Raw genomic sequence first — 24,775 nt, forward strand, 5'->3', positions numbered from 1 at the left:
AACACACTGCACGCGTCCACTATGTGGTTCCCAACCAACAACCCGGGAACAACAACACAACAACACAACTAAACAAGCACCACAGTTGTAACCACACACACTTCCCACCCCCACACAGGGGGACGGGTAACAAGGTTACGGCGGTCATAGCGTGGGGGAAACGCCCGGTCCCATTCCGAACCCGGAAGCTAAGACCCACAGCGCCGATGGTACTGCACCCGGGAGGGTGTGGGAGAGTAGGACACCGCCGGACAACCATTAGGTCGAGACCCCCCAACCCACACGGGTCGGGGGGTCTCCCACATCAACCACCAAAACACCACGAAAGCCCCGCCAACAGACGGGGCTTTCAACGTTTAACCACCCGGACGGGCTACCCCGCGAAGAACTCCGACAACTCCGTGATCAGCTTGTCCGGAGCCCTGTTCGGACCGTCATGGCCGAACCCCGGCAGGATGGTGTAGCTGGAGCCGGACAGGACGTCGTGGATCTGGCCACAGGCCACCCCGAAGTAGGCCGGACTCTTCTCGCCCACCACAATGAGCGTCTCCAGCGGTAACTCCAGGAACGGCTCCGCCGGCATGTCCGCAGCGATCACTGCTTTGATTTCGCGTACGCCGCACGTCATCAACTCCCGCATTTGCTTACCCAGTGGAGTGCCGGCCGTCAGCTTGGTGGCCAGTGTCAGCATGGATAACGGCATGCGCGAGAAGGCGCCGCCGGTCTCAACCCCCTTGATCAATACGGCAAGGCCGCGGTCATAGTCGCCGGCCGCCGTCGCGCGTTCATACTCCGGTGTCCAGTCCGCCTTGACGCTGTGGTTGACGGAAACTGCGGGGTCGTAGACGGCCAATCGCTCCACGGGTAAGGTCCGAGCGGCGTGCAACGCCACTGCGCCGCCGAAGGAGTGGCCGAACACATCGGTGCTGGAGGTGTGCTTCATGACGGCATCCAAGTCCCGGATGTCCGCCTCGAGGGTGTAATCCTCCGGCTGCGGAGACGAGTCACCGCGCCCCCGGCGGTTGAACGTATGAACGGGACGGCCGAGGGATTCGCTCAGCTTCTGCGCGAACCGGGTGTAGTCCGAGGCCGTCACCATGGAGGCGGGCACGACGACGACGCCGGACCCTTTCGCTGCCAGGTCACCGCCCGTGGTGAAGAGTTCGAGGTGTCCGCCGTCAGGTGTGGTGATAATCTCGCGCGTCATGAACCGAGCCTAGCTGAGGCACCTGAACACGAACACTGTGTCCACCGACCGCTGAAACCTACTTCTTGAAGTACTCGGAGATATCGCTGACCAGTTCCTTGACGGCCGCGGGGACCGAACCATGGAAGCCTTTGGGCGAGACCTCAAGCGTGCTGCCCGGGACCGCCCTGTTGAGCCGGGACGCAGCCACCTTGTAGAACTGCGGACTCTTTTTGCCCACCATGAAGTGCGTCGTGGGCGGGAGTACGGAGAAGTCCCGGGGCGTGGCGTCGGCTTCGAAGGCAGCCTTGAGTTCTCCTACTCCCGAGGGCAGGAGATCACGGAACAGTTTGTTGACCTTGGTCCTGGAGACCACTGCCATGAGTCCTGCGAGGATGGGCTCGGGCACGCGGGAAAGCGCGGTTCCGGGATTCATTCCCCGCTTCATGCGGGCCATGGCGCGGCTGACGTCGCCTTTATTCACGGCATCCGCAAAGCCGTCCAGCCAGTCCGTGTCCATGCTTCCGTCGATGTTCACGGCGGCGTCATAGACCGCGAGCTTGGCCGGCTCATTGCGCGTACCGGCAAAGGCTTGTGCAGCGTTGAGGGCGACCGCCCCGCCAAGGCTGTGGCCAAGGATGTTCCGGGCGTCGGTGGCGTCCATGATGGTCCGGACGTCGGCGATCTCCGTGGCCATGGAGTAATTGTGCGGCTGGTCTGTGGATTTGCCCCGGCCGCGGCGGTCATAGACGTCCACGGCCCAGCCCTCGCCGAGTCCCTTCGCCAAGGCCACGGAGAACGGGCGGTAAATCAAAGCTGTCAGGAACGCCCCGCCGATCAGGATCACGCGCCGATCCCCGGGCGCGTCCACCGTCCCGTAGCTGTATAAGGCGAGTTTGCCGCCGTCGTGCGTTCTGATTTCCTGTTCCCTCACCCGGATTATCCTAGGCGCCTACGGGTGCGGGGACGTGACCTCCGGAGAGGAACCGTGCCACCCGTGAGGCCAGCCGCCGGCCCGGACGCAGCGGACCTTCGTGGAATTGCAGGGGGACGATTGCGAAGTCGATAGCGGGAACGGCGTTGGCGAGGGTTCTCCCGGTTTCGGCGAAGTAGGAGGGACTCCACCCTCCACTCAACATGAGTGTCGGTGTGTGCAGCGACCGGAAATCGTCGAGTGAAACGTCCGCTGCCAGGACCGCGCGCATCTCGGTCACCGCGGTGGGCAGAAGCGAACGCATCTCGAACCCCAGCCGGGTCTGGGCGGAGATGATACTGAGTGTTCGCAATGCGCCCATGGGCAGGTAGGAAATGGGTCCTGCGGTGCCCAGGCCCTGGACCAGATGGGCCCAGGCTTGGTCCAGCCGCCCTGCCGTGACGGCTTCTTCCAGCTCCGGGCGCCACCGGCCGTGGAGGTTGCCGGACAGGGACACCGCGGCGTCGTAGGTCACCAAGCGGTTTATCTTCGACTTCAGCACCGCGTTCAGGGCAACGAAGCCGCCATAACTGTGAGCCACCACGTCAGTGGAACCGCTCTTGTCCATCACTGCACCGAGATCGGCTACCTCAGTCTCCACTGAGTAGTCCGGTGGCTGGGGCGCGGACCTCCCGCGGCCGCGACGGTTGTAGCAGTGAACGGGGCGGCCCAGCATGCGGCTCAGGTTCCGCGCGAACGGCCAGTACAGGGAGTCGGTCACCAGGGTGCCATGGATCATGACGACACCGGACGGTTCAGCGGGTGCCTGCGAGCCCGGAATGGCGGCATTCGACAGGGGTCGGAAGGTGTGCACCTCAAGCTGCCCACCGCCGTCGTTCGTTTCAACAGTCCACGTCTCCACAGCCCGAGTCTATGTCCGGAAGTAGTGGCCCGTAATCAGCGGTAAACTTAAGGACTGTGACTTCCGCAAACACCCCCGCCCTGAACACCTCCGCAGAGCCTGCCGATGCCAGCGAACAGATGCGCATCCGTATGGAGAAGCGCGCCAAGCTGATTGAGCGTGGTTCGGAGGCCTACCCCGTGGGCGTTGAGCGGACTCATTCCCTTGCTGAAATCCGTGAAAAGTACGCCCACCTCGAGGCGGACGACACCACCGGCGACGTCGTCGGTGTGACCGGACGCGTCGTGTTCATCCGCAACACCGGCAAGCTGTGCTTCGCCACCCTCCAGGAAGGCGGCGTGGACGGCAAGGCCGTGCGCCTGCAGGCGATGCTGAGCCTGGCGAACGTCGGCGAGGAAGCCCTGGCCGAGTGGAAGGCCCTGGTTGACCTGGGCGACCACGTGTTCATCAAGGGCGAAGTGATCTCTTCCCGCCGTGGCGAACTGTCCGTCATGGCCGAGTCCTGGTCCATGGCGTCCAAGGCCCTCCGGCCCCTCCCGGTGCTCCACGCGGAACTCAACGAGGAGACCCGGGTCCGTCAGCGCTACGTGGACCTGATGGTCCGCGACGAAGCCCGTGAAATGGTTTACACGCGTGCGGCAATTACCCGTTCCATCAGGGACACCCTGGACCGCCGCGGTTATGTGGAAGTCGAAACCCCCATGCTGCAATTGGTGCATGGCGGCGCAACGGCCCGCCCCTTCGAAACCCACATGAATGCCTTTGACCAGAAGATGACGCTGCGCATTGCCACCGAGCTCTTCCTGAAGCGCGCTGTGGTGGGCGGTATTGACCGCGTTTATGACATGGGCAGGGTTTTCCGCAACGAAGGCGTGGATTCGACGCACAGCCCGGAATTCACCACCCTGGAATGCTACGAAGCCTGGGCGGACCAATTCGTCATGGCCGAGCGCATGAAGGAAATCATCCTGAATGTGGCTGACGTCGTGGGGACGCGCACCATTCAGACGGAAGCCGGCGAGATCAACCTCGACGGCGAATGGTCCTGGCTTGCGGTGTACCCGGGGCTTTCCGAAGCAGTGGGTGTCGAAATTACCCCGGACACCACGGTGGAGGAATTGCGGGACATTGCTGCCAAGCACGACGTCAAGGTGGACCCCAAGTGGGATGCCGAGAAGCTCGCGGTGGAATTGTTCGGGGAAATCGTCGAACCGACCCTGTTGAACCCGACGTTCGTTTATGATTACCCGCCGTCGGCGCAGCCCCTTGCCCGTCCGCACCGTGAGGACGGCCGGTTGATCGAAGCCTGGGACCTCATTATCGGCGGCATGGAGCGCGGCACAGCGTTCTCCGAGCTGATTGACCCGGTGATCCAGCGCGAGCGGCTCATGGAGCAGTCCCGGCGTTCGGCGGCCGGCGACGACGAAGCCATGCAGTTGGATGAGGACTTCCTCCGCGCCCTGGAATACGGCGCTCCGCCGATGGGCGGCATTGGCCTGGGCATCGACCGCCTTGTGATGATGTTTACCGGCGTGGGCATCCGCGAGACCATCCTGTTCCCGTTGCTGAAGCCTGAGGGGCACTGATCATGGAGTACATTGCCGTCCTGGCGCCCTCTGTTGTAGTTGGTTTGATCTTCTGGTTTGCCATGAAGTCCATATTCAATGCGGACAAATCCGAGCGTGAGGCTGAAGCCCGGGCGCAGGCGGAAGCAAATCTGCGTAATTCGGGTCCTGATGCCGAAGGCAACGCGGCTAAATAGCCTCTGAATTGGCCGGCATTGGGGTTTTATCCACATATGCCTTTGACGCGCATGCTCGCTGTGAACGATAATCAGAAATACAACATGGGGATTTCTGATTATCAACCCTCCAAAAGAGAGGCTACTCATGGCACAAAAAGTAAAAATCATCCTGGTCGATGACTTGGATGAAGGGGCAGCTGATGAAACTGTCCGTTTTGGCCTGGATGGCGTGAGCTACGAGATGGATTTGTCCTCGGCCAACGCTGCTTCCCTGCGTCAAGCCTTGGAGCCTTACGTCGCCAAAGCCCGGAAGACCTCTTCCGGACGCGCAACGAGGGGCCGCACAGCTACCACCCGCAACCAGGATTCCGCGCAGATCCGCCAGTGGGCCCGTGACAACGGTTACACGGTAAACAGCCGTGGACGTATTCAAGCTGAAATTCAGGAAGCGTACCAGAAGGCGAATTCCTGATTCGTCGCCTCAAAGCCCCGGCCGAGTGCCGGGGCTTTGGTCTTTAACGCGGACGTTCAAGAACCCGCTTCCCGGGCGGGAGCGGGGGTCCATGTTTCCCCTGTGGCGAACACGCTCCAAAAGTCCCGCTTCGGCACGTAGCATCAAAGTACGTCGTAGCTAGGAGTGTGGCGAAATGTTTGAGAGATTTACGGACCGTGCCCGTCGCGTGGTCGTCCTTGCCCAAGAAGAGGCACGGATGCTCAATCACAACTACATCGGTACTGAACACATCCTCTTGGGTTTGATCCATGAGGGTGAAGGTGTTGCCGCCAAGGCGCTTGAGTCCTTGAGCATTTCGCTCGACGGCGTCCGGGAACAGGTGCAGGAGATCATCGGCCAGGGCCAGCAGGCTCCGTCCGGTCACATCCCCTTCACCCCGCGTGCAAAGAAGGTGCTGGAGCTTTCCCTTCGCGAGGCCCTTCAGCTCGGACACAACTACATCGGCACGGAGCACATCCTCCTCGGCCTCATCCGTGAGGGCGAGGGCGTGGCAGCCCAGGTGCTGGTGAAGCTCGGTGCGGACCTCAACCGCGTGCGCCAGCAGGTTATCCAGCTGCTCTCCGGCTACCAGGGCAAGGAAACCGCCGGTGCGGGATCCGGCCAGGGCCAGCAGGAAGGCACCCCTGCCGGTTCCGTGGTCCTGGACCAGTTCGGCCGCAACCTGACGCAGGCTGCCCGCGAAAACAAGCTCGATCCCGTGATCGGCCGCGAGCAGGAGATGGAACGAGTCATGCAGGTCCTCTCCCGCCGCACCAAGAACAACCCGGTCCTGATCGGTGAGCCCGGCGTCGGCAAGACCGCCGTCGTCGAGGGCCTTGCCCAGGCGATCGTCCGCGGGGACGTTCCGGAGACCATCAAGGACAAGCAGCTCTACACGCTGGACCTTGGCTCCCTGGTTGCAGGTTCCCGCTACCGTGGTGACTTCGAAGAGCGCCTGAAGAAGGTCCTCAAGGAAATCCGCACCCGTGGGGACATCATCCTGTTCATCGATGAGATCCACACCCTGGTTGGTGCGGGTGCTGCAGAGGGCGCCATTGACGCCGCGTCCATCCTCAAGCCGATGCTGGCCCGTGGCGAACTCCAGACCATTGGTGCCACCACGCTTGACGAATACCGCAAGCACATCGAGAAGGATGCTGCGCTGGAGCGCCGCTTCCAGCCCATCCAGGTCAAGGAACCTTCGGTTGCGCACGCGATCGAGATCCTGAAGGGCCTGCGGGACCGTTACGAGGCACACCACCGCGTGACGATTACCGACGGCGCCCTCGCCTCCGCAGCGCAGCTGGCCGAACGCTACATCTCGGACCGCTTCCTGCCGGACAAGGCGATCGACCTCATCGACGAAGCCGGCGCCCGCCTGCGCATCCGCCGCATGACCGCTCCGCCGGAGCTCAAGGCCATGGACGAGCGCATCGCCGACGTGAAGCTGGAGAAGGAATCGGCTATTGACGCCCAGGACTTCGAAGGTGCCGCTTCGCTGCGCGACAAGGAGCAGAAGCTCATTGCCGAGCGCGCAGAGAAGGAGCGCAACTGGAAGTCCGGCGGCATGGACGACATCTCCGAGGTTGACGAGGACCTGATCGCAGAAGTCCTCGCGAACTCCACGGGCATCCCGGTCTTCAAGCTCACCGAGGAAGAGTCCTCGCGCCTGCTGAAGATGGAAGACGAGCTGCACAAGCGGGTCGTCGGCCAGGACGAGGCCATCAAGGCCCTGTCGCAGGCCATCCGCCGTACCCGTGCAGGCCTGAAGGACCCCAAGCGTCCGGGTGGTTCGTTCATCTTCGCCGGCCCCACCGGCGTCGGAAAGACCGAACTCGCCAAGGCACTTGCGGAGTTCCTGTTCGGTGAAGAGGACGCCCTCATCACGCTGGACATGTCCGAGTACTCCGAGAAGCACACGGTTTCGCGCCTCTTCGGTGCCCCTCCGGGCTACGTCGGGTACGAAGAAGGCGGCCAGCTGACCGAGAAGGTCCGTCGTCGTCCGTTCTCCGTGGTGCTGTTTGACGAGGTTGAGAAGGCGCACGCCGATCTCTTCAACTCGCTCCTGCAGATCCTCGAAGACGGCCGCCTGACCGACTCCCAGGGCCGCGTGGTGGACTTCAAGAACACCGTGATCATCATGACCACCAACCTGGGTACCCGCGATATCTCCAAGAGCGTCGCAACGGGCTTCCAGTCCGGCACGGACACCCAGACCGGCTACAACCGGATGCGTGCCCGGGTCACGGAAGAGCTGAAGCAGCACTTCCGTCCCGAGTTCCTCAACCGTGTTGACGATGTCGTGGTGTTCCCGCAGCTGACGCAGGACGAGATCATCGAGATCGTGGACCTGTTCGTCACCCGCCTGGAGCGCCGCCTCAAGGACAAGGACATGGGCATCGAGCTCACCAAGGCCGCCAAGGTCCTGCTCGCCACCCGTGGTTACGACCCCGCAATGGGTGCCCGGCCGCTGCGCCGCACCATCCAGCGCGAGATCGAGGACCAGCTGTCCGAGAAGATCCTGTTCGGCGACATCCACACCGGCGACATCGTTGTGGTGGACGTCGAGGGTGAAGGTGACGACGCCAAGTTCACGTTCGAAGGCAACGCCAAGCCGCGGATCCCGGAGATCGCTCCGTCCGCGTAAAGGTGGAAGCGCCATAAAGCAGAGTGCCCCGCACATTCTCCTAGGAGTGTGCGGGGCACTTGCTTGTTTGGGATCCGGAATTGAACGGGCCCGGGTAACAGGCAGCAGGAGGGTTGATGCGGGTATTGATGGTGGCCCCGGGAACGCGGGGAGATGTGGCTCCCATGGCAGGACTGGGCAGCAAGCTGCAGGAGCACGGGTTTGAGGTTGCCGTGGCCGGCAATCCTGCCTACGAGTCGGTGGTGGTGTCGGCCGGATGCGAGTACAGGGAACTCCCTGGCAGCCTGACCCGGATTATCCAACGCGGTGCGGCGGGAGCGGAGCCGGCCGTCAGCGGGATGCTTGAATCCTGGCGTGGGTTGCGCACCTACATGGACCAGGCGGCCACGGGGACTTTGGCTGCGGCGGAACGTGGAGCGGACCTCATCATGGCCAACTCCGTGGCTCCCTACGCTTATGACGTCGGCGAAGCGCTGGGCATCCCGGTCATCGGTGCCCACCTGCAGCCCGTTGAGCCAAGTGCTGCGTATCCGCCGGTGATGTTGGGCTCCGCACGTCACCTCGGACGGCTGGGCAACAGGCTGATTGGTGAACGGGTGGCTTCCGGGCCCGCGCCGTACGACGCCCCGAGTGCTCGCATACGCCGGGAGTTGGGGCTTCCAAAACTGTCGCGCCAGGCCGCTGACCGACGTCGGCGGCGCACCAAGGCGACCATCCTCCATGGCATCAGTCCCACAGTCCTGCCGCGCCCGGCGGATTGGCACGACGGCCTGACGATGGGCGGCTACTGGTGGCCGCCGGCAAGGCCGGAGTGGAAGCCGGACTCCTCATTGGTGGATTTCCTGGCCGCCGGACCGCCTCCTGTCTACGTGGGATTTGGCAGCGGCGCGCAGCTGGACGCAGACCTGGCGCTGGAAGCCGTCAGGCTCGCCGGAGTGCGCGCCGTCTTGCAGGGCGGGGGTGTGCAGGAGCCTGATGCCATCAGCGTCGAGGATGTGCCCCATGAGTGGCTCTTTCCCCGGATGGCGGCCGTTGTGCACCACGCCGGATCAGGTACGACGGCGGCTGGCCTCCTCGCCGGGGTCCCGACCGTCTGCGTGCCGGTCTTCACGGACCAGCCCTTGTGGGCCTCCCGGGTGGCCGCCCTTGGTGCAGGCCCTGGACCCATCCCTTTCAAGCGACTGACAGCGGCGCGCCTCGCAGCGGCAATCAAAGCCGCGGTCAGCACGCCGTCGTACGCTGACCGGGCGCGGGTCCTGGCCGCCAGCATCGTCGCGGAAGACGGCGTGGCGCCGGTGCTGGATGCACTCCGGAGAGTCCAAAGTATGTGAAAGCACTGTTTCACTCTTAGTGAACTACCCTGTGATGCGCGGCACATTCCCTGTTGAATCAGAGTATGGACTCGACTGACTCTGACAACCCGGGCACGCAACCGGAGACGCCTTTCCACGATCTGGAGCACTATCTTTCAGTTCCCCGCGTGGGCGGACTCACCCTCAGCCCCGACGGCAGGCGGCTGGTCACCACCGTTGCCACCCTCAATGGCAAGAGAACCGAATACGTCACGGCTCTGTGGGAGCTGGACCCTGCCGGGGAGAAGCAGGCCAGGCGCATCACCAGGAGCGCCAAGGGAGAGGCGGGCGCCGCCTTCGCAGCCAACGGCGACCTCTACTTCACGTCCGCACGCCCCGACCCGGAGACCCCCGATGAGGACCCTGTCAGCGCCCTGTGGTTGCTGCCGGCGGACGGGGGAGAGGCCCGGGTGGTGCACTCGCGGGCAGGCGGAGTCAATGCAGTCCTCGCCGCCAAGGACGCCGATGCGACGTTCGTTGTGGGGGAGGTCCTGGCCGGTTCCACCGACGAAGAGAATGACAAGGAGCGGCGGAAAGCCCGCAAGGACAACAAAGTTTCGGCGATCCTGCACAGCGGCTACCCCGTCCGATACTGGGACGCGGACCTGGGCCCGTCGCAACCGCGCATCTTCGCTGTGGAACCCGGCGAACAGAACGAGCCCGGAAAGCCTTCCACCGTGGACGCCCAACCGCCGGTCGAACTGCGGAACCTGACCCCCGGCGTCGGAGGTTCGCTCCGGGAAGCACAAACCGTGGTGAGCCCCGATGGGAAGACCATCTACACGAGCCTCACGAAGGCGCTCGCCAAGGCCGACAGCCGCGAGGTGCTCGCCGCCGTCGACGTCGCCACCGGAGCCGTGAAGGTACTGCTGGACCGCGAAGGCATGAGCTACTTCCCCGGGCCGGTCAGCCCGGACAACCGCACCCTGGTTGTGCAGAGCGAAAGCGACACCACGCCCACCCAGGCCCCGCAGGTCAAACTGCACCTGCTGGACGTTTCAGGTGGCGAAACCACGGAGCTGATCCCGTTTGCCCACGACTGGGACCGCTGGGCGCACCCGGTCGCCTGGCTTCCGGACGGCAGCGCGGTCCTGGTGACAGCGGACGACGACGGCGCGTCGCCGGTTTTCCGAATCAACGTCGCTGACGGTGCGGTGACGCGCCTGACGAAGGACGCAGCGGCCTACACGGACGTAGTGGCCTCGCCGGACGGGGTGAGCGTCTTTGCGCTCCGGAGTTCCTATGACTTCCCGGCCGAAGCAGTCCGGATCGATGGTGCCACCGGCGATGTGGTCCGCCTGCCTGCCCCGGCGGAACGTCCCGTGCATCCCGGCCGCCTGGAGCGGGTGGCAACAACCACTGCCGACGGTTCGCGGGTGCCGGCGTATCTTGCGTTGCCGGATCACGCCTCCGGTGATCAGCCCGTACCCCTTCTCCTCTGGATCCACGGCGGTCCGCTCAATTCCTGGAACGCCTGGACATGGCGCTGGAACCCGTGGCTGATGGTGGCCAAGGGGTACGCCGTGCTGCTTCCCGACCCGGCATTGTCCACCGGCTACGGGCAGGACTTCATCCAGCGCGGATGGGGTGAATGGGGCAAGCGGCCGTTCGAGGACCTGATGGCCATCACCGATGCCGTGGTGGCACGGCCGGACATCGATGAAACGCGGACCGCGGCCATGGGTGGCTCGTTCGGTGGATACATGGCGAACTGGGTAGCGGGGAAAACGGATCGGTTCAAAGCGATCGTTACCCACGCAAGCCTCTGGGCACTGGACCAATTCGGCCCTACCACCGACGCTGCCCAGTACTGGCTCAAGGAAATGACGGCGGAGATGGCGATGGAGAATTCGCCGCACCTCAACGTGGGAAACATCAAGACGCCCATGTTGGTGATCCACGGGGATAAGGATTACAGGGTGCCGATCGGGGAAGGGCTGCGGCTTTGGTACGAGCTGCTCTCCTCCTCGCAGCTTCCGGCCGACGGGAATGGCCATAGCCCGCACCGCTTCCTGTACTTCCCGGACGAGAACCACTGGGTACTCCAACCCCGGCATACGAAGATCTGGTACGAGGTGGTTGAGCACTTCCTGGCCAAGCAGGTGCTGGGCTTCGACGTGGAGCTGCCGGAGGAGCTCGGGCTGTAAGGAGCTGCCGGCACTCAGCCCTGCGACATGCGGCGAATGCCGGCAGCGTAGGCGTCCAGGACCTCAAGGATGCCGGGGTGCTGCCTCATGAGTAGGCTGATTTACCAACACTTACGGCCCTAAGTGTTGGTTAATCAGGGTCTAACCAACACTTAGCCGCATAAGTGTTGGTTGGGTCGTGCCTAAGTTACGGATGACAGCCGATGACGGGCGGCGGAAACAAGCACCTGTGCGGCTGGCTAGGATGGTGGAGTGGATTCCGCCTTCAGCATTCGCCCTGCCCGCACCAGCGACGTCGCGGCGATCAAGGGGCTCGTGGCTCCATTGGCCGAGGAGAGGATCCTGATCTCCAAGGAAACCGTGGCGTATTACGAAAGCCTCCAGGAGTTCCAGATCGCCGAGTCGGACGATGGCGAAGTTATTGGTTGCGGCGCCCTGCACGTCATGTGGGAAGACCTCGCCGAAATCCGCACTCTCGCGGCCGCCGACTCCTGGCGGGGCAAAGGCGTGGGCCACGTCTTGGTGGAAAGCCTCGTGGAAAAGGCGCGGACCCTCGGCGTCAGCCGCGTATTCTGCCTGACGTTCGAGGTGGACTTCTTCGTCCGCCATGGATTCGAAGTCATGGCCGACCAGTCCGCCGTGGATCCCGAGGTGTATTCGGAACTGCTGCGCTCGCATGACGAAGGCGTGGCGGAGTTCCTTGATCTTGCCCGGGTAAAACCAAATACCTTGGGCAACACCCGTATGATCAAGCACCTCTAGCCCCACCTCCAACAATTCCCGGACAGGCGCCGAAATTATGGGTGATTTAAAGTATCTTCTCTTATCTAAATTTGATGGATAAACTGATTCAGGCTTGCTGGGGAGCTTCCGCCACATCGGTTCATCGAGAGAAGATCATGCAGTCCCACGCGTCCTTTCTAGGCATTTCAAGCGTTTCAGAACTCAAACTCAGCGTGCGCGGTCCAGTGTTCACGCCTACCGATCCAGGGTTCGCTGAAGAAGTAGCGGCCTTCAACCTTTCAACACAGCACCAGCCGGATGTTGCGTTCGGCGCCCTCGACGCCGAGGACGTCGCAACCGCGGTGAAATGGGCAGCGGAGCAGGGCATGCCCGTTGCCGTCCAGTCCACCGGCCACGGGGCCTCCAATGCAATTCAGGGCGGCTTGCTGATCAGCACCCGCCGGATGTTGGAACTGAGCATAGATCCCGTCGAAAGGACCGCCCGCGTTGGTGCGGGCGTCCGATGGAAGGCGGTGGTTGACCACGCTGCAACCTTCGGCCTGATGGGTCTGTGCGGTTCCACCACGGACGTGGGCGTGGTGGGCTACACGCTTGGCGGCGGCCTGCCGATCATGGGCCGCAAGTACGGCTTCGCTTCCGACCACGTCATCGCCTTCGAACTCGTCACGGCCGACGGCACCCAACGACGCGTGTCCAAGGACGAGAACCCGGAACTGTTCTTCCTCCTCAGGGGAGGAAAGGGCAACTTGGGGATCGTCACGGCAATCGAGTTCCACCTGTTTCCCAGCGAAGACATCTTTGCCGGCGGCGTCTATTTTGACGGCCAGCATGCGGCAACAGTCCTCGATCAGTTCAGCCGGTGGGTGGACACCCTTCCAACGGAAGCATCGGCGTCGTTGGCTTTCCTGCGGCTGCCGGACATGGACATCATCCCGGAACCACTCCGCGGGAAGTTCGTGGTGCACCTCCGTTATGCGTACCAAGGTGATGCCGCAGTGGCCACCCAACTTCTGGAGCCCATGCGCCAGTGCGCCCCCTTCATGATGGATGCCACGGGTCCGCTTGAGTCCACGCAATTCGATTCAATCCACCAGGACCCGGACCAACCGGTTCCGGCCCGTGAGCGGGGTTTCCTGCTGGACCGGCTGGATCACCAGGCCAAGGAGGCCATCCTGCGGCACTTCGGTCCCGGCGTCGAAAGTCCCGTTCTCATGGCGGAGCTTCGCCTCCTCGGCGGTGCCCTGGCGGTTTCGGCCGACGGTGAGGACAGCGTCAGCGGCCGCGACGCGGCATTCAGTTTCTTCATGGCAGGGATGGCCGTCCCGCCCTTGGCGGAGCTGCTTCCGCAGGTGTACGACGCCGTCCAGGAGGATCTGCGCGAGGCCTCCAGCGGTTCGACTTTCGTGAACCTGCACGGGCACTTTGTTGATGCCGAGGACCGCGACCGGGCTTGGGCTCCACGCATCCGGGAGCGCCTGAAGAGGGCCAAAGCGGAAGTCGACCCGAACAACATGTTCAGCTTCGGACATGTCGTAGGGCTGCCGGTCATCGATCAGACCGTACTGCTCGAGGACGTTGTCACGACCGGCGGCGACGCCGTGCCGGGCAACTAGGAACACGCCGTGCAAGACCGAGTAACGTTCCCGGACTTCTCCGCGTTCCAGATTGAGATCCCTTACGGTTCCTGGCTCCACGAGTCGGGATGGTCCGGAGGGCACCCGTCCCACGAGATCTCCTCCGACTTCTGGCCCGACGTGCAGGCCAGCCATGATCGGGAGCCCTCCGACGTTGCCAAACAAGGCGGCTAAGAGGACCCCTTGGAGGCCTACCATGGCCGCGGCTGCCGGTAGTAGGGTCAGAGCACCAGACCACTGCAGGCTCAGGAGCATCGACCATGAAAAAGCTCATCAATGATCCACGTGCGGTGGTGGACGAATCCGTCGAGGGTTTCGGTATGGCGCATGCCGACCTCGTGGACGTCCACCCCGACCCCAAATTCGTCGTCCGCAAGGGTGCGCCGGTGAAGGGAAAGGTCGCCTTGGTATCGGGCGGGGGCAGCGGCCACGAACCGCTGCATGCAGGCTTCGTTGGACTCGGCATGTTGGACGCCGCAGTGCCGGGAGCCGTGTTCACCTCACCCACACCCGACCAGATCATCCCGGCGACCACCGCGGTGGACTCCGGTGCCGGCGTCGTACACATCGTGAAGAACTACACCGGTGACGTCCTGAACTTCGAGACCGCAGCGGAAATGGCCCAGGCCGAAGGCGTGGCCGTCCGCTCGGTGCTCGTGAACGACGACGTTGCCGTGGAGGACTCGCTGTACACGGCCGGGCGGCGCGGCGTCGGCGGGACGGTCCTCGTGGAGAAGATCGCGGGGGCCGCCGCCGAACGGGGCGACGACCTTGATGCCGTAGCCGCCATCGCCGAGCGCGTGGTGGCGAACGTCCGGACCATGGGCGTGGCACTCTCCGGTTGCACGGTCCCGCACGCGGGCACGCCGAGCTTCGAACTCGCTGATGACGAGATTGAGATCGGAATCGGCATCCACGGCGAACCAGGCCGGCACAAGATTGCCATGGAACCCGCGGATGCCATCACCGACCGGCTGCTGGAACCTGTGCTGGAGGATCTTTCCATCGCCTCCGGGGGCAAGGTCCTGCTGTTCGTCAACGGCATGGGCGGCACGCCCCTGAGTGAGCTGTACATCGTCTACCGCCGGGCGGCGCAGGTGCTCGCCGAACGGGGTGCCACTGTGGAGCGTTCGCTGGTTGGCAATTACGTGACCTCCCTGGAGATGCAGGGATGCTCCGTGTCGGTACTTCGCCTGGACGATGAACTGACCACCCTTTGGGACGCTCCCGTCCATACTGCGGCCCTCCGTTGGGGAGTGTGAGACGTGGGGTTGGGTGTTGATTGGGCTGTGAAGTGGCTGAATCTCTCAGCTGAGGCCATGGCCGAACATCGTGTGGAACTGATTGAACTTGACCGGGCAATCGGGGACGCGGACCACGGCGAAAATATGGACCGCGGCTTCCAGGCAGTCCTGCAGAAACTCAACGAGTCACCACCGGAAACGGCCGGGGCAGCGTTGAAGGCTGCGGCCATGGCGCTGATGTCCAAGGTGGGCGGCGCCGCAGGGCCGCTTTACGGGACTGCCTACCTCCGTGCCGCCACCTCGCTGGGGGATGCGTTCGAGCTCGACGCCGGAGCAGTGGCGTCCGCCTTGGCGGCTGCCCGTGACGGAGTGGTGGCGCGCGGAAAGGCCGAATTGGGTGACAAGACCATGGTGGACGCCTGGACGCCGGCCGTGGAAGCAGCCCAAAAGGCTGCGGATAACGGCGACGACGCGTTGTCCGCCCTGCAGGCGGCCGCAGAGGCTGCGGAAACAGGTGCCGCGGCAACCGACCCGCTCGTCGCCCGCAAAGGCCGGGCCAGCTACCTGGGTGAACGCAGCGCAGGACACCGGGACCCGGGGGCTGCGTCCACGGCGCTTTTGCTCCGGGCGGCTGCGACGGCGGCGGACGGCGCATCCGGCGGTACCGGCGGATGACGGTTGGGATCGTGGTCGTCTCGCACAGCAGCAAGATCGCTGAGGGTGCGGTTGAGCTGGCCACCCAGATGGCGTCCGACGTCGGACTCGTCGCCGCCGGGGGAACTGACGACGGGCGGATCGGCACCAGCTTCGAGAAGGTGCTGGCCGCCGTCGAGCAGTCCCTTGCCGAAGCCGCAGGCGACGGCGTGGTGGTGCTGACGGATCTGGGTTCGGCGGTGATGACCGCGGAGTCGGTGAAGGAGTTTGCCAGCGAACCGGACGCGGTGCACCTGGCTGACGCGCCCCTTGTCGAGGGACTCGTTGCCGCGGCCGTCGCTGCCCAGGGCGGTGCCGGCGTCGAGGAGGTGCGGAAGGCCGCTGAAGCGGCCGGAGGTGCCGTCGCTGCGCCGGAGGCAGCGGGAGTGCAGGAACCGGACGTAACGGCCGATTTTGAGCTCATCAATCCGCTGGGAATGCACGCCCGGCCTGCTGCGAAGATCGCCGGAGGACTTTCCGGGATGGACGCAGAGGTGACCATCAACGGCGCCGATGGAGCATCGATCATGGAACTCATGACCCTGGCTGCAGGGCAGGGTGCCACGCTCCATGTTGAGGCGCGCGGCGAGGATGCGCAGAAGGCCGTTGACTACGTCCGTGGCTTGGTGGCGGACGGATTCGGCGAACTCTAATTCGCGACATGTTGCGCCAAGAGATTGATAAGTATCCTGATTAGTGATGTTGTAGTAGTACAGGTTCACTACAAGAAAGAGGTGCAAGCATGGGTGCCGATGACAAGATGGAGAACGCTGGCGACAAGATCGCAGGCAAGGCAAAAGAAGCCGCCGGTAAGCTGACCGACAACGAGCGCCTCGAAGCCGAAGGCAAGGGCGATCAGGTCAAGAGCGACCTCAAGGGCGCCGGCGAGAAGGTAAAAGACGCCTTCAAGAAGGACTAATTTTCACATCGTCAGGGCCGCTGTGTCACAGCGGCCCTGACGTGTTTCTACGCATTGACGATCTTGAACCCGAGGGAGATTCCGTGAACTTTCTGGTTAAACTTTTCGGCCTGGTGATCAGCCTCGGAGCCGGTGCGCTTGCGAACAAAACCCTTGAGGGACTTTGGGAGAAGAAAACGGGCAGGCCTGCTCCCAAGGACGGAACCGACCTGGACGATGCACTTCCGGGCGTTCTTGTTTTTGCCGTCGCCTCCGCCGCAGTAGGAGCCGTGGTCCACGTCCTTACCCAGCGAGGTACCAAGAGCGCTATTGAGCGCATGAAGAAAACCGCAGATGAGGTCTAGCGAAATGGCTATAGCGAAGCATCCCAGTGTTGTTATCGATTGCCCGGACGCGCGCGCCCTGGCCAACTTCTATGGCGAGCTGCTGGGTTGGGAAGTGTCCAACGAAGAGGGCGACTGGATGGACATCCGTCCCGCCGACGGCAGCAACTGTATTTCCTTCCAGCAAGTAGACGTCTACCAGGCACCGGTGTGGCCCGGCCAGACCATTCCGCAGCAGATGCACTTCGATGTGGTGGTGGAGGATCTCGACGAGGCTGAAAAAGCCGTCCTGGCGCTGGGAGCCAGCAAGGCCGACCATCAACCGGGCGAGACGTTCCGGGTGTTCCTCGATCCGGCCGGGCATCCGTTCTGCCTCTGCCTCTCCTAGCCGGAATTAGTCCTTTGCCGAACCGGGTTCGCTGAGCCGGCGGCCAAAGGCGGCGCCGGCGGCGTCGGGCAGGATGTTGGAACCCAAACCCATGGTGCGGGACTTGACGGAGCCTCCCAGGGCCGTTCCCTCACCCTTCATGAGGGCCCTGAAACCTTGCTCCGCCACCTGCGCCGCGTCGTCCTTCTCTTCGCTTCCCACTTTGGTGTCCAGGAGGCCTGCCTTCTCGAAGAACGGCGTCTCCGTTGGCCCCGGCAGGAGCGTTGTGACGCTGACGCCTGTGTCCTTCAGTTCATTTCGCAGCGCCTGTCCGAAGGATTGAACGAACGACTTGGAAGCCCCGTAGATCGCTTGGAAGGGCGCGGGTGTGCGGGCAATGATCGACGACGTGAACAGGATCCGGCCGCTGCTGCGGGCGGCCATGTCCCTGGCCACCCACTTCGCGATGCTGACGGTGGCGGCGACATTGAGGTCGATGATCCTCAGCTCCTGGGCGAGGTCCGTCTCGATGAAGGGCCCGCCGACGCCGATGCCGGCGTTGATGGCAGCGGCTTCGAGGGGTTTGCCGAACGCACTGACCGCTGTCTGCAGGGTTCCGGAACCGGACCTCTCGGCCAGGTCTATCTGAAGCGGAGTCGGTGTTCCGCCCAAGCCAGCCAGGCTTTCGGCCGCGCTGCGGATGTCCTCTCCGTCGGCCACCATGATGGTGTCGAAGCCGTTGCTGAGGAACTGCTTCGCAAGCTCATAGCCGATGCCGGAGGAAGCTCCTGTGACCAAGGCCAGGGGATTGTCGCTGGTTTCCATGATTCTAAGGATACTTAGTATTTGGTGGAATGGCACGGGTGGAGCCGGCCCTTTTTTGCAGCGGTGGAGGCTTCTGACCGGTTCCCGTTCAGCCGACGTGGACCCACGGGCGCTTGGTGACATCGGGAACTGCTTCGCGAAGGACTTCCCGGGTAACGGGTGCAATTTCGCCCTCGCCGAGGACCAGGAACCTGAAGAGATTCGTCAAGGGATTGCCTTCGGTCCAACGGAAGTAAATGTGCGGCATGAGCCCGGTGGCGTCCCTGATGTGGAGAAGGACGGAGGCAATGGTGTTTGGAACCACCGGGCCATGGACTTCGAGGATCTTGTAGCCGTGGCGGGTGACGCCGCGAACGTGGAGTTCTGTTTCGAAATCGGATGAATCGTCCACGATCACTTCGAGGAAGAGGGGATCGTGAGCGAGGGGAAGGTGGCTCACCTCGATGGCCGAAGCGAGCTTATCCCGGTAGGCCGCAGCAGAAACACGCAGCGGCTCGTGGGCGATGAGGGCGATGGGGCCTTCCCAGGTGGTGGACATGAACTCCAGTGCCTGCTCGTCGAGGTGAACCCGGGTGGCATGAAGTTCAAAAGAGCGCCGGACGCGGGAGAGCAGGGAAATCACCACGATGCCCAGGATGAAGATTGCCGCGATCCTGATGCCCTCCGGGCGCTCAATGACATTGGTGATGGTGGTGTAGATGAAAACAGCGGCGATGGCACCAAAGCCCACGGTTCGTTTGGGTTGTTGCTTCCGACGGGCCGACAGCGTGACGGCGACGGCGGCGGAGGTCATGAGGACCAGGACGCCGGTGGCGTAGGCACCGCCCTGGGCGTCGACGTCGGCGTCGAAGATGACCGTGATGAAGAACGCCACGAACGTGAAAACGAGCACCAGCGGTCGGACGGCTTTTGCCCAGTCCGGGGCCATGCCGTACCGGGGAAGGTACCTCGGTACCAGGTTCAGCAGACCGGCCATGGCGGAGGCGCCGGCGAACCACAGGATCGCGATGGTGCTGATGTCGTAGACGCTGCCGAAACCGGTCCCCAGGTACTCGTGGGCGAGGTAGGCCATGGCGCGGCCGTTCGCCTCTCCTCCTGCTTGGAATTCGTGCTCCGGGATGAGGACCACGGTGATGAAGCTGGTGGTGAGGAGAAAGCCGCTCATGATCAGCGCGGCAGTGGTGAGCATGCGCCGGGTTCCCCTGATGCGGCCTGCCGGGTTGGCTTCGGAGTCCCTGGCATCGCCGCGGACCTGGGGCATCACCGCAACGCCGGTTTCGAATCCGGACAGGCCAAGGGCCAGTTTCGGGAAAACAACCAACGCGACCGCCACGGCCATGAGCGGGTTCCCATGGGAGGTCACCAAGGTGTTCCACCAACCGTTGACGGCCAGCGGATGCGTGAAGACCTGGACCAGGGTCACGGCCACCACCACGGCATTGAGTGCAAGATACAAGGCAACCAGAACGACGGCGACCCCGATTGCTTCCCTGAATCCCCGCAGGAAGACAGCGCCCAGGAGTGCCAGCAGGAACAGGGTGATCAGCACGTTCTGCCCGTGCAACCAGCCGGGAACAACAGGATTCTCAATCAGGTGCGCAGTGGCGTCGGCAGCGGAAAGCGTCATGGTGATCATGAAGTCTGTTGCGGCGAAGCCAAGCAGGACCAGGACCAGTAGCTTGCCGCGCCAGCGGGGCAGCAAACGTTCGAGCATGGCGATGGACCCTTCGCCCCGGTGGCTTTCACCGGCCACGCGCCGGTAGACCGGCAGGGCACCGAGAAGTGTCACGGCGACCAGCACCAAGGTAGCCAGCGGCGAGATGACGCCGGCAGCGAGGGCAGCGATGGCCGGCTGGTAGCCCAAGGTAGAGAAGTAGTCCACACCCGTCAGGCACATGACCTGCCACCACGCATGCTTCCTGGTATGGGCATCGCCCACAGCACCCGGGCCCTGGTGGAGGCCTTTACTGTCCTGCAGCCCGAACAGCAGCCAGTTCTTCAGGGCCTCCCCGCCTTTTGGGCGGAGTGCAGACGGATCTGCCGGGGGCCTGCTCAACGTGGTCATGGATTCCTTTCCGCGCTGCAAGACGTCGGCACCGCGTTCAGTGCGAAGCTAACACCGGCCATGAACTGCGGATCGGGAAAGGAGTTTTTCTTGATAAATCTTTTACGCCCGCCACTTCGGAGTCTCCGCGGGCACGCGCGCGGCCGGTTTCAGGGCTCGAAGCGGTACCCCATCCCGGCCTCGGTGAGCAGATGTTTGGGCCGGGCCGGGTCGCTCTCAAGCTTCCGGCGCAGCTGCCCCATGTAGACGCGCAGGTAATGGGTCTCGTCGGCATAGCCCGGCCCCCACACTTTCGCCAGCATCTGCTGTTGGGTGATGAGCTTGCCGGGGTTCCGCACCAGCAGTTCAAGGATCGCCCACTCCCGGGGCGTCAAGCGGACCGCGGCTCCGTTCCGAAGCACCTTCCGGTTGGCCAGGTCGACCTCAAAATCCCCGACGTCGACCGTCGGGCCGTGCGCCCCGACGTCGGGGGCCAAACGGCGCCCGGCGACGCGGAGCCGCGCCAGAAGCTCATCGAGGCCGAACGGCTTCGTGACGTAGTCGTCGGCACCGGCATCCAGCGCCCGCACCTTGTCGACGGACCCGTGGCGGGCGGAAAGGACGATGATCGGCGTGATGCTGGTGCGGCGGATCCTGGCGATGACGTCCACGCCGTTGATGTCCGGCAGCCCGAGATCCAGGACGATGACATCGGGCGCGCTGGTTTCGGCGTGGTTCAAAGCTGACAGTCCGTCCAACGCCGTCAAGACCCGGTAGCCCTCGGCCTGCAGGTTGATTTGCAGGGCCCGAAGGAGCTGCGGTTCGTCATCCACCACCAGAACGGTCCTCACGATGCGCTCCCCACGGCCCTCTTGGACGGGCCGGTGCTGCCCGGGCCTGTGGAGAGCGGCAACCGGATCACCATCGTCAGGCCGCCACCCGGCGTCGGCTGGGCAATCAGCTCACCGCCCATCGCTTCGGTGAAGCCTTTCGCCACAGCCAAACCCAAACCTATGCCCGAGCCTTCCGGGGCATCATCGAGCCGTTGAAAAGGCTGGAACATCGCCACCACGCCGCCCTCCGCGACGCCTTGGCCGTGATCGACAATCCGGAGCTCGCCGCAGGGCCGGCCATTCACCATGGCAACCCCGGCTGCGCCGGACGCGCCAACAATGACGACGTCGGACCCGGGTGCATATTTCAGCGCGTTCTCAACGATGTTGGCTATCACCCGTTCAAGCATGCCGATGTCGGCCTCGATCACCGGCATGTTGGGGGCGAGCTCTACCCGGATCCCTCCTGAAGGCAGGCCCCGCAAGGCGTCCTCAATGGCATCGCGCCACGTCACCGGGGCGGACAACGGAGTGGCCGAACCGCTGGATATGCGGGACATGTCCAGCAGTCTGGCAATCAGTGAGTCGAGCCGGTCGGCATAGGAATCGATGGTGTCCAGCATCTCCGTCTCCAAGGCTTGGGGCAGCCGCCCTTTTTGCCGCTGCAAGGCCGTGACGGCCAGTTTGATGCCGGCCAGGGGAGTCCGCAGGTCGTGGCTGACGGCCCGCAGGATGGACGTGCGGATGCTGTTGCCCTCAGCCAGTTTCCTGGTGCTTCTGAGTCTGTTGTGAAGCAGCTCCCGCTGGCGCAGCAGGAGAAGATGGGCGCCGTGGGCGGACAGGAGCCGCCGGTCGCCCGCCGTTAAGGTCCGGCCGGAAAGCACCAGCGCAGTATGGGGATCAGCCAGCTCGACGGCGTCAGTACCTGGCGTTGCTGCGTCCGGCGAGGGTGGCCTGCTTCCGGAAAAGGCTTGCAGCTGCCAGGGCCGGTCGTTCGCATCGGACGGCCTGGTGAAAAGGCCTGCAGATTGCACCTGGAAGGTCTCCCGGGTCTTGCCGAGGAAGGCTTCCACGGAATCGTCTGATATCAAGGCGTCCCTGGCCAAGCCGGCCAGGGTCCCGGCCTCGGCTTGGGCCCGGGCGGCTTCACGGGTCCTGCGCGTCGAGATGTCCACGAGCAGTGACACCGATACTGCTGCGCAGAGGAATACCAGTAACGCAAAGAAGTTCTGGGGGTTGCTGATGCCCAGCGTCCCTACCGGCTCCGTCTCGAAGTAATTCAACAGCAACGAATCCAGAAGGGCTGCCAGCACTGCCGGCCACAGGCCACCAACGAACGCTACGGTCACTACCCCGGTCAAGTGGATGAGTACGTGCGTGGCGAGGTTCAGATCCGGGACAACTGCCAACACAGCGGTACTCAGGGCCGGCAGGAGGAACGCCAGGATGAATCCCGCGATTGTCCTGGTCCGCCCCAATGAGCCGGACGGGAGCTGCGGGAGGGTCCTCGGCCCGGCCGAACGGGAGACCATGTGAACGTCAATATCTCCCGATCCGCTCACGACCCTGTAGCCCACGTTGCCGCCCAACACACGGCCGGGGAGCCGGCGGTGCGGTACGCCCACCACGATCTGCGTAGCATTCACGCTCCGGGCAAACTCCAGCAAGGACTTTGAAACGTCCTTTCCGACAAGCGTGTGATAGCTGCCGCCCAACTCCTCAACCAGCCGGCGCTGCTCAACCAACAAGCGGGAGTCCGCCGTCGGGTTCTCTCCGGGGCGGGCTACATGGACAGCCAGCAAGTCCCCGCCATTGATCCGGGACAGGATACGGAAAGCCCGCCGGATCAACGCCTCGTCGTCCGGGCCGTTGCCTAGCGCCACCACAACGCGCTCGCGGGCAGGCCACGTCGCAGTGATGCCTTCATTGGCCCGGTATTCAGCCAATCCCTCATCCACCCTGTCCGCCAGCCAGATCAAGGCGATCTCGCGAAGAGCAGTGAGGTTGCCAAGCCGGAATTCATTGGCTAGGGCAGCGTCCACCATGTCCTGCGGGTAGATGTTCCCGGCCAACAGCCGTTCCTGGAGTAGCTCCGGCGCAATATCAACGAGTTCAATGTGGTCCGCGCGGCGCACAATGTCATCCGGGATGGTTTCCGCGGGCGACAGTCCCGTTATTGAGGAGACGACGTCGCTCAGCGAAGCCAAGTGCTGGATACTGGCGGTCGACAGCACATCAATCCCGGACGCGAGCAGCAGTTCGATGTCCTGCCACCTATGCGCGAACCGGCTCCCCGGGGAGTTGGAATGGGCGATGTCGTCCACAACAACAATGTCCGGGTGCCGGCTTACCACTGCGTCCACATCCCATTCCGGATCCGGGCCGCCGGAAAGGTCGCCTTGGCGGTGCCCGATGGCCTCGAGACCCAAGACGAGGCCCTGGATGTCTTTCCTCCCGTGATCATCGATGATGCCGACAACAACATCCCGGCCCAGCGCCGCAAGCTGACGGGCTTCCTGGAGCATGGCGAAAGTCTTGCCCACACCAGGCGCCGAGCCCAGAAAAACGCGAAGAGTACCTCTTGCCACACTCACAGTCTTGCACCATCAAACGCTGCCGGCGTAGGACGCCGGAGTCTTCGGGTCAAGAAACCCGGGTGTTCGGGGGGCAGGCCCTATCCGTCCAGCGGTCGACAGCCCTCGGCCGGCACTTCCACGGGCTTGCCGGCAGGCCTGTGGAAGGAATCCAAATACAGTCTGTAGGAGTCTACGCTGGCGCTCGCGGGCCCGGCTGAGCACTCGCACCTGTAAACGAAACGCATCCAGGCATGACCGACCAGCGCCCGCACCCAGGCTTCGCACTCGTCCGCCGGAATCTCAGCGTGCAGCCCGGTTTCCTCGTGGTGGGCGGCCAGGGAAAGCGTGACGCAGGTCCCGGACGGCGCGGGTCCAGGGGCGAACCAGCCAAGCTCCACAGCTTCTGCAACCAGCGTCAGTTTGATGGTGGCGTCCTCCATGGAAGGGACTGGTCCCAGTCGGTGGAGGCGGCGACCGGAGCGGTGGTCACTCGGCGATGTGAGATCTGTCAGGAGACTCTTCAGCTCCGGCCCATGGGCGCGCTGTATGCGGGCGGCCAATTCCGTTGCGGAGGCAACGCGCGTATCCATGGCTTTTTCCATACTGCGCACGACGCCTCCCAACCGTTACCTACACGCAGGAGCGAGACTACCCGGCGGGGAATTAATTAGCCAGAGCCATGCCACTATTCCTGCCGTAGTCCCGTTTCATCCAGGACGAGGCTGGCCGTCACGACTCTCTGGCACTGCTCACCGAAGGGGAATCCACCCTTGGGGGTGAAGGTCAGCGTCCGTGAAGGAAGAGCAGTTCCTGCCGGCGCGGTGCCGCTCACCGTCGCGTCCAAGGGGGATTCAGCCAACGCCGGCAACTCGAGGAATCCACGCATGGTCCCGTCAGGGGAGGACTTCGCGGAGCACACTCCTTCGGGTGTGCAGCCCTGATCGACGGACACCGAGCCGGGGTACAGCGCCACGTCACCTTCCGTGCACACTCCGTCCTGGCAGGCTTTGAGGTAGAGCTTGCCCACTGAAGCCGAGTACCCGGACGACACCGCCACTGATACTCCGGCAACTTGCGCCATGGCAGGGCAGGCAACAGGGCCTTCCCAGCAACCGTGCAGCAATCCCACGGTTCCCGCCAGCGTCAACGCCAATGTCATCCTGCCCATG

The 24,775-nt window shown here is 63.7% G+C and carries 24 protein-coding genes and 1 rRNA gene; 16 read left to right on the forward strand and 9 right to left on the reverse strand.

Features of this window, described 5'->3' with window-relative positions; genetic code table 11:
• Window positions 1-136: 136 nt before the first annotated feature.
• Window positions 137-253, forward strand: a 5S ribosomal RNA gene (gene rrf / locus RI444_RS00695).
• Between the two features lie 120 nt (window positions 254-373).
• Here the strand turns inward: rrf and RI444_RS00700 are convergent.
• Genes RI444_RS00700 through RI444_RS00710 form a run of 3 tightly spaced genes read right to left on the reverse strand, consistent with a single transcriptional unit; the run spans window position 374 to window position 3,021 of the window.
• Entirely contained in the window at window positions 374-1,207 is an 834-nt protein-coding gene (locus tag RI444_RS00700; protein ID WP_062094554.1) for an alpha/beta fold hydrolase, read from the reverse strand.
• Between the two features lie 58 nt (window positions 1,208-1,265).
• Window positions 1,266-2,120 (reverse strand): alpha/beta fold hydrolase, encoded by an 855-nt coding sequence (locus RI444_RS00705; protein ID WP_207605263.1) that lies wholly within the window; start codon window positions 2,118-2,120, stop codon window positions 1,266-1,268.
• Between the two features lie 10 nt (window positions 2,121-2,130).
• On the reverse strand, window positions 2,131-3,021 hold the full coding sequence (locus RI444_RS00710) for an alpha/beta fold hydrolase (protein ID WP_062094557.1): 891 nt from the start codon (window positions 3,019-3,021) through the stop codon (window positions 2,131-2,133).
• Between the two features lie 56 nt (window positions 3,022-3,077).
• On the opposite strand from RI444_RS00710, the gene lysS reads away from it, so the two are divergent.
• The 15 genes from lysS to RI444_RS00785 all read left to right on the forward strand — a co-directional run bounded on the left by lysS (window position 3,078) and on the right by RI444_RS00785 (window position 17,349).
• Window positions 3,078-4,607 carry a lysine--tRNA ligase gene (gene lysS, locus RI444_RS00715; RefSeq protein WP_062094559.1) on the forward strand — a complete coding sequence of 510 codons (1,530 nt, stop codon included), beginning with the start codon at window positions 3,078-3,080 and terminating at the stop codon, window positions 4,605-4,607.
• A gap of 2 nt (window positions 4,608-4,609) precedes the next feature.
• A complete protein-coding gene (locus RI444_RS00720) occupies window positions 4,610-4,783 on the forward strand; it encodes a hypothetical protein (RefSeq protein ID WP_021471360.1) in 174 nt (57 codons plus the stop codon).
• Window positions 4,784-4,910: 127 nt separating this feature from the next.
• The gene (locus tag RI444_RS00725) at window positions 4,911-5,237 is read left to right on the forward strand and encodes a histone-like nucleoid-structuring protein Lsr2 (RefSeq protein ID WP_062094561.1); all 327 of its coding nucleotides are present in this window, start codon (window positions 4,911-4,913) and stop codon (window positions 5,235-5,237) included.
• Between the two features lie 175 nt (window positions 5,238-5,412).
• The gene (locus RI444_RS00730; protein WP_021471358.1) at window positions 5,413-7,905 is read left to right on the forward strand and encodes an ATP-dependent Clp protease ATP-binding subunit; all 2,493 of its coding nucleotides are present in this window, start codon (window positions 5,413-5,415) and stop codon (window positions 7,903-7,905) included.
• A gap of 116 nt (window positions 7,906-8,021) precedes the next feature.
• The gene (locus RI444_RS00735; RefSeq protein WP_179011847.1) at window positions 8,022-9,236 is read left to right on the forward strand and encodes a glycosyltransferase; all 1,215 of its coding nucleotides are present in this window, start codon (window positions 8,022-8,024) and stop codon (window positions 9,234-9,236) included.
• A gap of 65 nt (window positions 9,237-9,301) precedes the next feature.
• Complete coding sequence (locus tag RI444_RS00740) at window positions 9,302-11,404, forward strand: alpha/beta fold hydrolase (RefSeq protein WP_179011849.1); 2,103 nt, start codon at window positions 9,302-9,304, stop codon at window positions 11,402-11,404.
• 252 nt (window positions 11,405-11,656) lie between these two features.
• On the forward strand, window positions 11,657-12,166 hold the full coding sequence (locus tag RI444_RS00745; RefSeq protein WP_021471355.1) for an amino-acid N-acetyltransferase: 510 nt from the start codon (window positions 11,657-11,659) through the stop codon (window positions 12,164-12,166).
• A gap of 206 nt (window positions 12,167-12,372) precedes the next feature.
• Window positions 12,373-13,761 (forward strand): FAD-binding oxidoreductase, encoded by a 1,389-nt coding sequence (locus tag RI444_RS00750; protein ID WP_242703177.1) that lies wholly within the window; start codon window positions 12,373-12,375, stop codon window positions 13,759-13,761.
• 9 nt (window positions 13,762-13,770) lie between these two features.
• Window positions 13,771-13,956, forward strand: coding sequence for a hypothetical protein (locus RI444_RS00755; RefSeq protein WP_021471353.1), 186 nt, complete (start codon window positions 13,771-13,773; stop codon window positions 13,954-13,956).
• An 86-nt stretch (window positions 13,957-14,042) separates the two neighbouring features.
• Window positions 14,043-15,044 carry a dihydroxyacetone kinase subunit DhaK gene (gene dhaK, locus RI444_RS00760; protein WP_207605262.1) on the forward strand — a complete coding sequence of 334 codons (1,002 nt, stop codon included), beginning with the start codon at window positions 14,043-14,045 and terminating at the stop codon, window positions 15,042-15,044.
• A gap of 3 nt (window positions 15,045-15,047) precedes the next feature.
• The gene (gene dhaL, locus RI444_RS00765) at window positions 15,048-15,701 is read left to right on the forward strand and encodes a dihydroxyacetone kinase subunit DhaL (RefSeq protein ID WP_207605261.1); all 654 of its coding nucleotides are present in this window, start codon (window positions 15,048-15,050) and stop codon (window positions 15,699-15,701) included.
• The gene (gene dhaM, locus RI444_RS00770; RefSeq protein ID WP_021471350.1) at window positions 15,698-16,372 is read left to right on the forward strand and encodes a dihydroxyacetone kinase phosphoryl donor subunit DhaM; all 675 of its coding nucleotides are present in this window, start codon (window positions 15,698-15,700) and stop codon (window positions 16,370-16,372) included. Before dhaL ends, dhaM begins: the two co-directional genes overlap by 4 nt.
• 89 nt (window positions 16,373-16,461) lie before the next feature.
• The gene (locus RI444_RS00775) at window positions 16,462-16,638 is read left to right on the forward strand and encodes a CsbD family protein (protein ID WP_021471349.1); all 177 of its coding nucleotides are present in this window, start codon (window positions 16,462-16,464) and stop codon (window positions 16,636-16,638) included.
• A gap of 83 nt (window positions 16,639-16,721) precedes the next feature.
• Window positions 16,722-16,982, forward strand: a complete 261-nt coding sequence (locus RI444_RS00780) for a DUF4235 domain-containing protein (RefSeq protein ID WP_021471348.1) — start codon at window positions 16,722-16,724, stop codon at window positions 16,980-16,982.
• A gap of 4 nt (window positions 16,983-16,986) precedes the next feature.
• Window positions 16,987-17,349, forward strand: a complete 363-nt coding sequence (locus RI444_RS00785) for a VOC family protein (RefSeq protein WP_021471347.1) — start codon at window positions 16,987-16,989, stop codon at window positions 17,347-17,349.
• Window positions 17,350-17,355: 6 nt separating this feature from the next.
• Here RI444_RS00785 and RI444_RS00790 read toward each other — a convergent pair whose 3' ends face one another.
• The 6 genes from RI444_RS00790 to RI444_RS00815 all read right to left on the reverse strand — a co-directional run bounded on the left by RI444_RS00790 (window position 17,356) and on the right by RI444_RS00815 (window position 24,774).
• A complete protein-coding gene (locus RI444_RS00790; RefSeq protein ID WP_069695987.1) occupies window positions 17,356-18,153 on the reverse strand; it encodes an SDR family NAD(P)-dependent oxidoreductase in 798 nt (265 codons plus the stop codon).
• 88 nt (window positions 18,154-18,241) lie between these two features.
• A complete protein-coding gene (locus RI444_RS00795) occupies window positions 18,242-20,218 on the reverse strand; it encodes an amino acid transporter (protein WP_069695988.1) in 1,977 nt (658 codons plus the stop codon).
• A 149-nt stretch (window positions 20,219-20,367) separates the two neighbouring features.
• Window positions 20,368-21,048, reverse strand: a complete 681-nt coding sequence (locus RI444_RS00800; RefSeq protein WP_021471344.1) for a response regulator — start codon at window positions 21,046-21,048, stop codon at window positions 20,368-20,370.
• Window positions 21,045-23,618: a DUF4118 domain-containing protein gene (locus tag RI444_RS00805; protein WP_207605260.1), complete on the reverse strand. Its 2,574-nt coding sequence runs from the start codon at window positions 23,616-23,618 to the stop codon at window positions 21,045-21,047. Before RI444_RS00805 ends, RI444_RS00800 begins: the two co-directional genes overlap by 4 nt.
• Window positions 23,619-23,704: 86 nt before the next feature.
• The gene (locus RI444_RS00810) at window positions 23,705-24,196 is read right to left on the reverse strand and encodes a hypothetical protein (RefSeq protein WP_062094573.1); all 492 of its coding nucleotides are present in this window, start codon (window positions 24,194-24,196) and stop codon (window positions 23,705-23,707) included.
• A 95-nt stretch (window positions 24,197-24,291) separates the two neighbouring features.
• The gene (locus RI444_RS00815; protein ID WP_062094575.1) at window positions 24,292-24,774 is read right to left on the reverse strand and encodes a hypothetical protein; all 483 of its coding nucleotides are present in this window, start codon (window positions 24,772-24,774) and stop codon (window positions 24,292-24,294) included.
• Window position 24,775 lies beyond the last annotated feature (1 nt).

It is taken from the genome of Paenarthrobacter sp. AT5 (genome assembly GCF_032764245.1).
Taxonomy (GTDB): Bacteria; Actinomycetota; Actinomycetes; order Actinomycetales; family Micrococcaceae; genus Arthrobacter; species Arthrobacter ureafaciens.

Bases quoted from the DNA above. Each gene is read 5' to 3' on its own strand.
- RI444_RS00700 (WP_062094554.1), bottom strand. From the start codon at position 1,207: ATGACGCGCGAGATTATCACCACACCTGACGGCGGACACCTCGAACTC.
- RI444_RS00720 (WP_021471360.1), top strand. From the start codon at position 4,610: ATGGAGTACATTGCCGTCCTGGCGCCCTCTGTTGTAGTTGGTTTGATC.
- RI444_RS00725 (WP_062094561.1), top strand. From the start codon at position 4,911: ATGGCACAAAAAGTAAAAATCATCCTGGTCGATGACTTGGATGAAGGG.
- RI444_RS00730 (WP_021471358.1), top strand. From the start codon at position 5,413: ATGTTTGAGAGATTTACGGACCGTGCCCGTCGCGTGGTCGTCCTTGCC.
- RI444_RS00735 (WP_179011847.1), top strand. From the start codon at position 8,022: ATGCGGGTATTGATGGTGGCCCCGGGAACGCGGGGAGATGTGGCTCCC.
- RI444_RS00740 (WP_179011849.1), top strand. From the start codon at position 9,302: ATGGACTCGACTGACTCTGACAACCCGGGCACGCAACCGGAGACGCCT.
- dhaK (WP_207605262.1), top strand. From the start codon at position 14,043: ATGAAAAAGCTCATCAATGATCCACGTGCGGTGGTGGACGAATCCGTC.
- dhaM (WP_021471350.1), top strand. From the start codon at position 15,698: ATGACGGTTGGGATCGTGGTCGTCTCGCACAGCAGCAAGATCGCTGAG.
- RI444_RS00775 (WP_021471349.1), top strand. From the start codon at position 16,462: ATGGGTGCCGATGACAAGATGGAGAACGCTGGCGACAAGATCGCAGGC.
- RI444_RS00785 (WP_021471347.1), top strand. From the start codon at position 16,987: ATGGCTATAGCGAAGCATCCCAGTGTTGTTATCGATTGCCCGGACGCG.
- RI444_RS00790 (WP_069695987.1), bottom strand. From the start codon at position 18,153: ATGGAAACCAGCGACAATCCCCTGGCCTTGGTCACAGGAGCTTCCTCC.
- RI444_RS00795 (WP_069695988.1), bottom strand. From the start codon at position 20,218: ATGACCACGTTGAGCAGGCCCCCGGCAGATCCGTCTGCACTCCGCCCA.
- RI444_RS00810 (WP_062094573.1), bottom strand. From the start codon at position 24,196: ATGGATACGCGCGTTGCCTCCGCAACGGAATTGGCCGCCCGCATACAG.
- RI444_RS00815 (WP_062094575.1), bottom strand. From the start codon at position 24,774: ATGGGCAGGATGACATTGGCGTTGACGCTGGCGGGAACCGTGGGATTG.